10 protein-coding genes are annotated in these 12,836 nt (G+C 45.8%); all 10 read right to left on the minus strand.

The features are described from left to right. Window positions 1-41: 41 nt before the first annotated feature. On the minus strand, window positions 42-1,262 hold the full coding sequence (locus C6Y39_RS08095; RefSeq protein WP_105930762.1) for an alginate export family protein: 1,221 nt from the start codon (window positions 1,260-1,262) through the stop codon (window positions 42-44). 128 nt (window positions 1,263-1,390) lie between these two features. After that, complete coding sequence (locus tag C6Y39_RS08100) at window positions 1,391-2,266, minus strand: ABC transporter ATP-binding protein (RefSeq protein ID WP_105930763.1); 876 nt, start codon at window positions 2,264-2,266, stop codon at window positions 1,391-1,393. A gap of 16 nt (window positions 2,267-2,282) precedes the next feature. Next, window positions 2,283-3,278 (minus strand): ABC transporter permease, encoded by a 996-nt coding sequence (locus C6Y39_RS08105; protein ID WP_240618839.1) that lies wholly within the window; start codon window positions 3,276-3,278, stop codon window positions 2,283-2,285. A gap of 89 nt (window positions 3,279-3,367) precedes the next feature. Next, window positions 3,368-4,777 carry a CmpA/NrtA family ABC transporter substrate-binding protein gene (locus C6Y39_RS08110; RefSeq protein ID WP_105930765.1) on the minus strand — a complete coding sequence of 470 codons (1,410 nt, stop codon included), beginning with the start codon at window positions 4,775-4,777 and terminating at the stop codon, window positions 3,368-3,370. A 578-nt stretch (window positions 4,778-5,355) separates the two neighbouring features. Beyond that, entirely contained in the window at window positions 5,356-6,672 is a 1,317-nt protein-coding gene (locus tag C6Y39_RS08115; RefSeq protein WP_105930766.1) for a methyl-accepting chemotaxis protein, read from the minus strand. A 459-nt stretch (window positions 6,673-7,131) separates the two neighbouring features. Beyond that, window positions 7,132-7,272, minus strand: coding sequence for a hypothetical protein (locus C6Y39_RS18740; protein WP_167390632.1), 141 nt, complete (start codon window positions 7,270-7,272; stop codon window positions 7,132-7,134). A 180-nt stretch (window positions 7,273-7,452) separates the two neighbouring features. After that, entirely contained in the window at window positions 7,453-8,439 is a 987-nt protein-coding gene (locus C6Y39_RS08120) for a glycosyl transferase family protein (protein WP_105930767.1), read from the minus strand. Then, window positions 8,423-9,400: a uroporphyrinogen-III C-methyltransferase gene (gene cobA, locus C6Y39_RS08125; RefSeq protein WP_105930768.1), complete on the minus strand. Its 978-nt coding sequence runs from the start codon at window positions 9,398-9,400 to the stop codon at window positions 8,423-8,425. The genes C6Y39_RS08120 and cobA overlap by 17 nt, the downstream gene beginning before the upstream one ends. A gap of 12 nt (window positions 9,401-9,412) precedes the next feature. Then, a complete protein-coding gene (locus C6Y39_RS08130) occupies window positions 9,413-12,346 on the minus strand; it encodes a nitrate reductase (RefSeq protein WP_105930769.1) in 2,934 nt (977 codons plus the stop codon). Between the two features lie 88 nt (window positions 12,347-12,434). Then, window positions 12,435-12,803 (minus strand): nitrite reductase small subunit NirD, encoded by a 369-nt coding sequence (gene nirD / locus C6Y39_RS08135; RefSeq protein ID WP_105930770.1) that lies wholly within the window; start codon window positions 12,801-12,803, stop codon window positions 12,435-12,437. Window positions 12,804-12,836: the final 33 nt, after the last annotated feature.

Consider the following 12,836-nt stretch of genomic DNA (forward strand, 5'->3'; position numbering starts at 1 on the left):
TATTTCGCTATGTGGTATCTAAAAATAGATTCATCCTGCGATTAAAAGCGGGTACCAACCCACATCCAAAAGCGATTTGCGTCTACTTTTATATCGCCCGCGTCGTAGGTGCCGTACTTGATACCGAAATTGTACTTACCCGCAAATTTCTTGGTGTATTGAACATTGAATTCGCTACCAAAATCATCCACACCATTGCTGCTGTCGTCAGCGCTGAAATCATGATATGCCAAAAGCCACTTACCACCGGCTAGGCCGCCAGAAAGTGAAAACTTAAGGTCTTGTAAGCCTTGGGCTGGTGTCCCCAAAAACTGATCGGTCCAACCGTTGAACTTGTGTAGGGTAGCAAGAGGCGTAGCAAAGCCATATAGTCCATCATCTGAACCTAGTACTTCATAATCGACTTTAGCGGTTACACCAGAGAAGGTTGCGGCTAGATAAGCATTTAGGTAAGACGCATCAAAGTCGGTGGCAGTTTCACCCGCGCCAGCTTCGCTTGATTGAGTAGCAAACTCAGCGCCATAAGCCCAATTAACGCTGTCCCCTTTCATCTTCCCATCATAGCTTACGCCATACGTATCTAGTGCATTGTCAGTATCGTTATCAACTTCTAATAAATACGCGTAGGCCACAAACTTACCTATCTTAGATGTATAGGTTGCGTGAAGGATGTGGTCTTTTGAATCAAGATCAGCAGCCTCTGCAAAGATACGATTGCGCTTGTACAAATAGCTGTAGAAAAGCGCTAGATTGTCGGTTGCCGCATATTTAGCACTTACGGCGTCGAAGGTCTGACGGTCTTGTCTCCAGCCAACGTGGCCAACAAATCTGTGGTCATCTAGCGTAATCACTTGGCGACCTACTTTGGCAGTGAACTTATCCGTTTTATATTGAATAAAAGCCTGGTCAACTTCGGTGGTTTCAGGGTCGGCAATCACCGAGTATTCACCTAAATTAAAGCCCGTAGGCCCTACGGAAAACTCATCTTGCCCCAGTACAATTCGGCTATCTTCAACCTCGGCGGTAAATGAGAAACCATTAACACTTCCTGAGCTAAAGCCTAAACGGGTACGTAAGGTCAGCGCGCTTGCATCTTCTAGCGCATTGTCTTGATCTACGGCCTCATAACGCAAATTAAGGTCAGCCCATGCCTTTGAGTCACTTAAAGCGGTATGAATATCAGCAGCCATCGCGCTGCCACCTAGTACTGCCATAACAGAGGCGGCTAACATATTAATGCTTAGTTTTCGAAACGTGTTCATGCGTGTTCCCTATCGGTTTTGTTTTTTATTAGTCAACACTTGCCCAGCCAGCATAAAAATGCCGGTTGAAAAGTGAAATTTTGGATTGTGGGCGGTGAAGCTACCGCCCTTATCAGATGCCGATAATGCTAGGCAGCATCTGATTTCTTAGCGTCTTTTTTTTCAGATGACACCCCGCTGGGTTTAGATAACGCGTTATTGACGCGTGAAGTAACGGTTTCAACCTTCTTCTGCTTGTCGTATAGGAAGGTTAATACCTCATGTCGGTAGTGGTTGTAGTGTTTATTGTCTGCAAGTGCCAATCTGTCTCGCGGGCGAGGTAATTCAATATCTAGAATTTCGCCAATGGTGGCTGCTGGGCCATTGTTCATCATAACAATACGGTCAGATAGCAAAACGGCCTCATCCACATCATGGGTAATCATGATTACGGTATTACCTAAATCAGCATGAATTTCCATTAGCGAGTCTTGAAGGTGAGCGCGCGTTAATGCGTCTAGCGCGCCGAACGGTTCGTCCATCAATAACACTTTAGGCTCCATTGCCAGCGCACGCGCAATGCCTACTCGCTGCTTCATACCACCTGAAATTTCACTGGGCAGTTTGTCAAGAGCGTGCGTCATGTGTACAAGCTCTAAGTTATGCATGATCCAGTCACGCATCTCGCCTTTACTCTTGCCCCGCATGGTCGATTTAACCGCCAGTTCAACATTTTTATAAACCGTAAGCCATGGCAGTAGCGAATGGTTTTGAAATACTACGGCGCGCTCGGGTCCAGGCTGCTTTACTTCAGCGCCATCTAATATCACGCCACCAGAGGTAGCCTGATGCAAACCAGCGATAATATTCAGCACCGTCGATTTTCCGCAGCCAGAGTGGCCAATTAATGAAACAAATTCACCTTTGCTAATTTTAAGATTTACATCTTGAAGCGCAGTAAATGGCCCCTTCGGTGTTGGGAAGTCGATACCTACCTGCTCTAACTCTAGGTGTTTAGTGTGCATAAATTTCTCCTCAAAATTAGCGTAATACGCTCGACTTATCCCAGCTTACCGCGCGCTGAATCGATAACATTAAACGGTCCAGTACAAAGCCGATGGCACCAATAGTTAAAACTGCCACCATGATTCGGGCTAAAGATTCAGAACTACCGTTTTGAAACTCATCCCAGACAAATTTTCCTAATCCTGGGTTTTGAGCAAGCATTTCGGCAGCAATAAGTACCATCCAGCCAATACCAAGCGACAATCGAAGTCCGGTAAAAATCATAGGAATAGAAGACGGCAATACTATTTTGGTCAAGTGTGCAAAAGGGGTAAGACGCAGCACTTTACTCACGTTGATAAGGTCTTTCTCAATGTTAGACACCCCTACTGCTGTGTTAATAAGGGTTGGCCATAGGCAGCAAAGCGAGACCGTGAAGGCAGAAGTAACAAACGACTTTGAAAACGCCGGGTCTTCGCTAACATAAAGCGCACTTACTACCATAGTAACTAGTGGTAACCAGGCTAGTGGCGAAACGGGTTTGAATAATTGAATAAGCGGGTTTATAGCCGTGTAGGCTGATTTGCTTAAACCACACAAAATACCCAATGGAACTGCGACTACTGATGCAATAAAAAATCCAACCATAACCGTGTAAAGGCTTGTCCATATTTGGTCGAAGAAAGTAGGTGCCCCTGTAAACTCTCTAATTTTAGGCTGATATGTAGGATCTTGCGCTATACGTTCAGCATTTCTCGCTTCTTGACGCTGGTAAAACGCATCCGCTTTCTCACGCTGAGCAACATGCTCATCAACTAAGGCACCAGCTTGCTCAAAAACTTGAGCTGGGCCTGGAAACTGACCTAACGACGTGTCGATACTCTTTGCAACGCCATTCCAAATGGCCAAGAACATTAGCAAGCCGATAACGGGCAGCAACAACGCAGGCGTGGATTGATATAAACGACTCAACACAGAGTTGGCGTTTGACGGCGATGATGGAAGGCGAAGAATGGTTGTCATCTTGCTCATTGCTTGCTCCTGACTCTTTGTATGCGCTAATGCGCTGTGTAAGTGCCCCGCCTTCACAAAGGCGACGACAGGGCTGTTCTACAAGACACTTAAAGTACAGTGTCACCCTTAAGACCAATATCAAATTGCTCTAAGTAAGCGTTAGGTTTGCTTCCATCAAACGTCACGCCATCAATAAATTCACTCTGAGCCGGCTTATAACCAGTTTCCGTTCCAAACTCAGGGAAGTCAGAAGCTTTAGCCTTACCTTCTGCGATTAGCGCTTTAGCAGCCCGAGCATAAACTTCTGGTTTGTAGACTTTCTTGGCCGTTTCTTTATACCAGTCATCAGACTTTGCTTCTGAGATTTGGCCCCAGCGACGCATTTGAGTGAGATACCAAATTGCATCACTGTAGTATGGGTAAGTGGCGTTGTAGCGGAAGAACACATTAAAGTCTGGCACTTCACGCTTGTCGCCTTTTTCGTATTCAAAAGTACCCGTCATGCTGTTAGCCAGTACGTCTTCGTCTGCGCCAACGTAGTTGCTTTTAGCAAGAATTTTTACTGCTTCAGGGCGGTTAGCATTGTCGTTTTCATCTAGCCACATTGCTGCACGGATTAATGCTTTGACCACGCGGATATGCGTATTAGGGTATTTTTCAGCCCAGCCTTGGCTTACGCCAAATACTTTTTCTGGGTTGTTTTTCCAGATTTCATAATCGGTGATTACAGGTACACCAATACCTTTAAATACCGCTTGTTGGTTCCATGGCTCACCAACACAGTAGCCGTAGATAGTGCCTGCTTCCATTGTCGCAGGCATTTGTGGTGGAGGCGTTACAGATAATAGTGCTTGAGCATCGATTTGACCTGCAGTATCTCCTTTGTGCGGGGCGTAGTAACCTGGGTGAATGCCACCTGCTGCTAGCCAATAACGCAGCTCGTAGTTGTGGGTAGATACAGGAAATACCATGCCCATATTGAAAGGTTTTCCGGCGTTGCGGTATTCATCAACAACCGGTTTAAGATAATCAGCTTTGATTGGGTGTACAGGCTTGCCATCTTCCTGTGGAATGTGCGCCTTCATTTTCTCCCAAATTTCATTTGATACAGTAATACCATTGCCGTTTAGGTCCATGCTAAACGCAGTGACTACATGAGATTCCGTACCAAAGCCAATAGTCGCGCCGAGCGGTTGACCTGCAAGCATGTGAGCGCCATCTAGCTGACCATCAATAACGCGGTCAAGCAGCACTTTCCAGTTAGCTTGCGCTTCTAATGTGACATAAAGCCCTTCATCTTCGAAAAAGCCTTTTTCATACGCCACAGCAAGCGGCGCCATATCTGTCAGCTTTATAAAACCAAACTTTAGCTCTTCTTTTTCAGGCCAACCAACTGCGGGGGCCTGTGCTGAAACAGAAGTTGAAAACGTTGCTACAGAGACAACAAGTGCAGCACAAACGCTCGCACTCGCCGCCCTAAAGCGTTCCAGTAGTGATGTTGTCTTTAACCCAGTCATACGTGTTCCTCGTAACCAAAAAAAACCCACCAGCTATCGACATTAAACTGTCTAGCATGGTGGGCTTCGTTGCCGTGTTAGTAACATCGGAGTAATTACTAACGCATCAAATTGTTGTTGGTAAGTCAGGAATTCCCGCTCACACACCTCATCTTAAAGGGAGGTTATTTAAAAGCTTTAGCTTAAAAAACCATCTTTTATTATTGTTATTGTCATTTGCCATAAATGCCGGAGAAGATGGAGCTTCCCTACTACTCTCCACTGATTCCCAATAATTTTTCTTATTCACACTATGGAAAATGTTTTGCATTCACGATGCCTAAGCAGCCGTGTCGCATTCGCTGCCTTATACGGCACCGTTATTTTGCACGTTCAGGTTTGCAGTCAACGTGCCAAAATTCTAAAGCTTTGATAATTATATAAATAGTTTAAAATAAGCGCGCGTAGTTACAATACAATGAGAGGTTTGGCGCACCAAAACGGGGGAGGTGTTCAACCGTGGTGCAATTAAATAAGCACCACAATTGAATAAATCTGAATGGACAGATGAGTTCAATACGAGAGGTAGGCGCTCTGTTCTACAGACGTTTAGTAAACTGTCCGATGGCGTTAACCACCTCATTGGCCCCGCCTTGGATCTCTTCCATTGCCTGGCCGGATTGCGTTGAGTATTCAAGTGCTTCACGAGCTTTTTCTTGCCCAGCCTCAATTAACTGAACCGCATTCTCCGTGAGCTTTCTGTTCTCAACCACCACGTTTACTATTTCTTCAGTTGCACTACTTGTCCGTGAAGCCAATTGTCTAACCTCGTCGGCAACGACGGCAAACCCTCTACCTTGATCACCCGCACGTGCAGCCTCAATAGCCGCGTTCAGCGCAAGTAAATTGGTTTGGTCAGCAATCCCGCTAATACTTTTGACCAAATCAGCCACTTTCTGAGATTGCTCATCGAGGTCTTTAATGCCTTCGCTAGCATTACCCATCTGCGTCGTAAGTTCATTCATTGCTTTCACTGTAGCATTAAGTACTTCGTTACCTTTGCGCGCCTGCTCTCCCGTCTCTTGGGATATATTAAACGCCACGTTTGCCGCTTCAGAAATGGCGAACTCTCTCTGCATTTGTTCGGTAATGACAGTAGCAAACTTAACCACTTTATAAAGGTTTCCGTCTTCATTTCTGATAGGGTTATACGACGCTTCTAGCCAAACTTCGTTTCCCCTACTATCAATTCGTTTAAACCTTCCGGACTCTAATTTCCCTGCGGCTAGATCGCGCCAGAAATGTTTATACTCTTCGGAATTAGCTTCTTCTTCTGTACAAAAAATCCTATGATGCTTACCTTCTATCTGCTCTATCGAGTAGCCCATACCTCTAAGAAAGTTTTCGTTCGCTGTTATTATCGTTCCATCTAAATTAAACTCAATAACTGCGGATGAGCGGTGAAGTGCAGCAATCATATCGCGCAATTCGTTGCTTTGAGTGATGTTTCGCGTTTGCTCTGCCATGTAGAAAGCAATATATTTTACATTTCCATACGCATCATCAACGGGCTGCACAATACCTCGCACCCACATTTCTTGCCCTTTTGCATCCTGAAAGCTGACCGCACCGTGCCAATGGCGATGCGTTTTTATAGCACCAAGCATATCCTGTGCAGCGGGCTTTTTGAGCGCATTTTGACTCATTATACTTTCAAGAGACTTTCCCTCTAATTCTGCGACTGAGTAGCCAGTCGCCTGAACACATAAATCGTTAATTGCGCTAACTCTACCGTCAGGTTTTAACTCGATATAAAGCATTTCTTCGCGAAGTTCTTCCTGAACAGTGTGGTATGTCTCAATTTCCTTCTGCAAACGTGAGTTCTCTGCTAGCAACTCTTTATTTTTGAAAAACATTCTGTGCTCCTGATAAACTAAGCTTCTCTCACTGTTCAGCCCTCAAACCCTTTGCGCTCCCCAAATTAAAGTAAGATATGGTATTACACAATTAGTGACGATTAGTGCCTGAAGCGATAAGCTATTTTTAGCTTTTGATTAAAGATAGCAGAGGAAAGAAAATTTTTTAGAAACTAACGAAAATAAAATAAAGTAAAAGCGTTGAAGCATTTTTTTGTAATAAAAGCCTCTTTTCTTTGAAATCAGAGGCGGTAAGTTTCAAGCTTGCCATGGTCTTCGACTACGGAAGCGATGTATATACGCAGCAGTTCCGTCCACTCGATTTGGCGTCGTACAAGGCTTTATTAGCAGCATTCAGAATTGCTGTGAGCGCCCAACTATCGTTTTTAGCAAATTCAACCGTTGCAACGCCTAAACTGACAGTAATTACGGATGAAACCGGGACTGCTTTAGACGCGCTTAGTATTCAACGAGTTGCTCGTTTAACTCTGCTTCACCCTCTATATCTTCTAACGGCTGTTCCGTATACGACGTTGCTAACCACCCAGCATTTTTCATGAACCCAGCTACGACAGCGGTGCCCTGCTGTGTAAGTACCATACTATTAACACGTATAGCAACGATTAAGTCAATGCGACGATTGACTATTTTTCTTGATCAAGAGGGTTTTACGCCCCCCGCGGTTAAGCTTCTATTTAGTAGGCAGCTAACACAGACTATCTGACCAATACTCGGGACGTGTGATCTTTGATGGAGTTAAACGGATATTGTACCGAACGGTTAAAACGGCGTTGAACTTTTATCGCGCTGTGCCCAAAGCTGCCTTGCCTGCGACAAGGCATCTGCGACATCACACTTTTGTAGCAGTACTAGATAGCTGGCAAGTGTACTTAAGATGGCTTGTTCACCGTAAAGGCTACTCGCGTTACCCGCCCACACATCAAGCATGTCGTTAACGTTCATGTCTTTGTCTTTAAGTGCCCATTTGTCGGCAATCACCGGCATTATTACTTCATAAGTCCTGCCATTTCGAGTAATGAACAGTTCGGTTTCTCGCTCGCCGTTGACTTCAGGGTCTCCGCCATCACCACGAAAGCAAAGCGCGTCGTTAGATGGGTAATTTTCGTTAACGCGACAGTGTTTGTGGTCAAGGTGCATATGATAAACGCCCTGTACGCAAAATTGTGCAGCGGTGGGATTCAACAACCTTGCAAGGGTGTTAGCGCAAGAACGCAGGCCAAACACCTCACGAAGCTTAATAATTGTGTCGAGCGCAGGCAGCAAATAAGACAAATCAAGGTAGGTAACGCCTTTTTCTGCTAACTGCTGTTTGGCGTCACTAATACTGCTAACTTCAGGCAGGCCCAATTGAGGTAACGCTATACTTGCATAAAGGCGCCCTGACCCCGGCTCATGAGCACCGTGAAGCATAACCGAGTAACCATTGTTGGCTAGAACCGCTACGGCCAATAAGTACCAAGGTAACTGACGGCGTTTTCCGGCATAACACCCAATATCTAACGTGGGGGTGAGGGTTTTAACTTCTGGCTCTATCAGCTCTCTGCACGCATCGACAAAGCCAATAACTTCTTCTGGTGTTTCTTCACGGGTACGCAGCAACATAAGAAATGCGCCGCGTTGATCGCCTGTCACTTCATTGGCCAATACCATTTTCATGGCATGATAAGCTTCATCACGGGTAAGACTGCGCCCCCCTTTTTGACCCTTACCAATAATCTTTATGTACTCGCTAAATGGTTGTTGCATGCTCAGATGAATGTAGTAGAAGTGTATTTACCTGTTGACGAGACTCTACCACCTTTCCAAATATAAGTAACGTGGGCCCCGTTAAATTTGCTGCTTCTACCTTGCTATGAATATCTGCAAGCACGCCAGTAATCACGCGCTGTTGAGGCGAAGTGGCATTTTCAATTGCGGCTACTGGCCATGTGGTTGGCACCTTGTGATGGACCAAGCCTTTGCACAGACCTTCAAGTCGGCTTAACCCCATATAAACTACCATGGTTTGCTTTAACACATTTTGCGCCATGGGAGCCATTTCAGGCCATTGCTCTGCATCTTTAAAATGTGCAGTCATAAAACTTACTGACTGAGCACAGCGCCTATCGGTCAAAGGGATACCCGTATAGGCCGACACACCCGATGCCGCTGTAATACCTGGCACAATAGCAAAGGGAATATTGGCTTTTGTGAGTGCATCGGTTTCTTCGCAGGTTCTTGCAAATAGGGCTGGGTCACCGCCTTTTAACCGCACGACAATGTGACCGTTGCTTGCCAATTCAATCACCCGCTTACAAATAGCATTTTGGGTAAAGCTATGCTTTTTGCAGCGCTTCCCTACATACTCTTTCACCACTTTAGAGGGAATTAGCGCGAGAATATCTTCGCTGACTAAGGCATCGAACAGCACGACATCGGCTTGTTGTAACAGACGAAGCGCTTTCAGGGTAAGTAACTCGGCGTCGCCAGGCCCTGCGCCGACGATAAATACCTGGCCCTGCTTATAATTCGCATTTCTTAGGTTTGCTGCCTTCAGCCACCTGCCTAAGTACGAATGCTTAGCGGAAGTTTTCGAATTGTCGAAGCGCTGGCGTGTCGTCGATGTCGTGGTAGAAATAGCATCGTGATAAAAAAGATTAAACAAAGGTTTCTGCTGTTTGAATAAGGTGCGCAAAAACGGTAACGACCAACTGGATGCAATTGACATGATTTAACGCTCCTAAATAGATTGAATTTCTATGACTAAATGCTTGTCGATAAGCTGAGACAAGGCGGGCTTGCAAGAACCACAGTTGGTGCCGCACTTTAATGCTTCACCAAGCTCTGCCACCGAACTACAGCCTTCTTCAACGGCATTTGTAATGGTCTTTTCTCGTACTTCAAAACAGCTACAAACTACATCGCCATTTAGAAACGCTTCATCCACCTGGCCTCGCAATAAATTGCGCTGTATGTCTGTGGAAATAGATGTATTGAGAAGGCTGGCTAGCCATTCGTTAGGTACTGACCATGTGCTTGTTGAATGTGGCGCTGCCGCCGCTGTTGTATGTGCGTCTGCTGGAGCCCTTGCAGTCTTTTCTGGCTCATCGCCTAAAAACGCCGCGAAACTGAGAGTATCATCGACTAGGGCAAGGCATACTGAGTATGTATGATGATGAAACTGTAATAGCACCGCGTTTTGCGGTAACTGTGGTATCAAGCTTTGAGTAAATTCACGACGACCTTTGTTCGAAGCTACGTTTAATACTGATAGTGCTTCTTCAGAACTACTTCCGCTTGATGTAGCGCCTCCGGCCTCAAGCGGAGTTTTGTTCCAGTAATCACACATTTCCTTTAGCGTATCATGATTATCAATGTTTGGATTATCAATGCTGGGACTATCAATGTTTGTTTTGGAGTCGTGTGACGATTGTAATTTTGATGTTAAAAAAAGTTTCCCATAGGTAGCGTAATGTACAGGCGCGATAGCAACCGCCGCGTGTTTTAACTCTGGCTGCCCTGAAATAGGGTCTACCGCGCTGGCGTAAAGTACGCCTAGCTTACTGTGCGACCCCCATTGTGCCGACCAATGAATGGGAATGAACACTTCCCCTTCGCGCATATCCGTATCCGCTTTAACCGGGTAAATAACTGGGGCGTCTTGACACACCGCACTTGTTAGAGAGACGAGGTCATTATTTGCAACACCCAAATCAGCAGCATCTTTAGGATTTATGTATACAGAGGCGCTGGGCATATGGGCAAGTAACTTTGCGGCTTTACCTGTGCGCGTCATGGTGTGCCATTGGTCTCGCGCTCGGCCGCTGTTAACGACAAAAGGATAAGCACCTGATGTCACCTGCAATGGCGCTTTATAAACTACGGGAATGAGTTTAGCTTTACCGCTAGGTGTCGAAAACTGCTTATCTTCAAAGGGGCGCTTGCTAATAAGATTAGGCTTATTGTTTGCTTCGAGCTTAGCGCAAGGTGAAGACGTATTTAAAGCTGCGTTCTGAAAAGGCCACTGGATAGGCGATAGACCGTTGTACTGAACTTCACTTAACGCTTGTAAGGGAGAAAGGTCTAATTGTCGTTTCCCGTTATTTTGATAGCCGGTTAAGCCAGCGTATTCGCAGAAAATTTGCGAAGGATGGGTAAAGCAAAATGCTTCGCCAAAACCCATTTTCGTCGCCACGTCGCACATAATTTGCCAATCGTGTTTTGCATTACCTGGCGGTGGCAATATGCCGCGCTGACGTGAAATACAGCGTTCTGAGTTTGTCACCGTTCCGTCTTTTTCCGACCAGCCCGTGGCTGGAAGGGCAATATGAGCGAAGGCAAGCGTATCATTCGATTCAACAATATCAGACACTACGACCATCTCGCACTTTGAAAGTGCGCGCTCAACTTGGACTCGATTAGGCATACTGACAACAGGGTTAGTCCCCATTATCCAAACGAATTTTACCTTTCCTTCCTCAATAGCATTAAATAGATCTACGGCTTTGAGCCCCTGCCCTTTGGGCATAACAGGTGCATCCCAGTAGGTTTTTACTGATTCGATGTGTTCAGGGTTGTCTAAATCCATATGTGCAGCAAGCATGTTAGCTAGCCCACCTACTTCACGCCCCCCCATGGCATTGGGCTGACCTGTGATTGAGAACGGCCCACACCCGTCTTTGGCAATCAAGTCTGTAGCTAGGTGGCAGTTAATAATGGCTTGGGCTTTATCTACGCCAGCAGAAGACTGGTTCACGCCCATAGAATAAAAAGTAATGGCTCTAGATGCTTCACAGAATGCGCCGAAAAAAGCCTTAACCTTGCTTAGTTCTATACCGCATACGCTAGCCACGTCACCCAGCGTTAAGCTACTCGCACTTTCAAGCGCTTTATCAAGCCCCTCGGCATAGGTCTCTACGGTGGTTCTATCAATTCTACCTTGGGCGTTTGCATAGCTTAGCAAGCCGTTAAACAGCGCTACGTCGCTACCTGGTTTTATAGGAAGGTGTAAGTCGGCTATCGTACAGGTTTCGGTTTTGCGCGGGTCGACGACAATGACTTTCATATTTGGGTTCTTCAGCTTTGCTCGCTGAATGCGCTGAAAAAGCACGGGGTGCGCCCACGCCGTATTGCTACCGGTGATGACTAATAAATCTGTACACTCTAAGTCGGTGTAATCACAAGGCACCACGTCTTCACCAAAGGCGCGCTTATAAGCGGCTACGGCTGATGACATGCAAAGACGAGAGTTGGTATCTATATTGGCACTGCCGATATAACCTTTCATAAGTTTATTGGCAACATAGTAGTCTTCGGTAAGAAGCTGGCCTGATACATAAAAAGCAACGGCATCCGCGCCATACTGCGCAATGGTAGATGTGATCTTATCCGCAATAACATCTGTGGCCGTGTCCCAATCCACCGATTGACCTGCTATGGTTGGGTGTAGCAAACGTCCATTTAGGTCATTTGTTTCAAGCAGGTTTGTTCCTTTAACACACAATCTTCCATAATTGGCGGGATGCTCTGGCGTGCCTTTAACAGTGTCCAGGGTTATGGCACGCGTGCTTACGTTGCAACTGATATCTACACCACAACCTACGCCGCAGTAAGGGCATGTTGTTTGTTTTAATTGTTCAGACATCATGTCGGGTTGTCGTGTAGCCATATTCATGTCATTACCTTTTTCGATTTCGCAGTAATTGAATGCGTTTTTGCAAGAAGGTTTTATTCATATGGGCATTCAAATAAGGGCTGTTCGCTTAAATGCCTACAAATACCTTCTCGCCCTCTACCTTTACAGGGTAAGCCGTGACGAATACATCATCGTGCTCTTTACACAGCCCCGTTTCTAAAAAGTAATGTTCTTTGTACAAAGGCGAAGCGACAACTGGTGCGCCGCCTATCGACCCCAAAAGCCCGCGATAAAGCACGTTTGCTTTACCAATAGGATCGTAGTTACTAATGGCAAAAACCTGAGTTTCGCCCTTTATTTTCAAGCAGAAAAGAGCCACTTGCTGTGAGTCAACAAGGGCGCAAACGCCACTGTTTGTAACTAGGTCGTTCGTCTCACAAACTAGGTGCCATTGCACTGCCTGTTCCAATGCTATTACGTTTTGCGCAGCTGTCATAATTTGTATCTCCTAACAAGGTTAATAAGTCAG

It is taken from the genome of Alteromonas gracilis (genome assembly GCF_002993325.1).
In the GTDB taxonomy this organism is placed as follows: domain Bacteria; phylum Pseudomonadota; class Gammaproteobacteria; order Enterobacterales; family Alteromonadaceae; genus Alteromonas; species Alteromonas gracilis.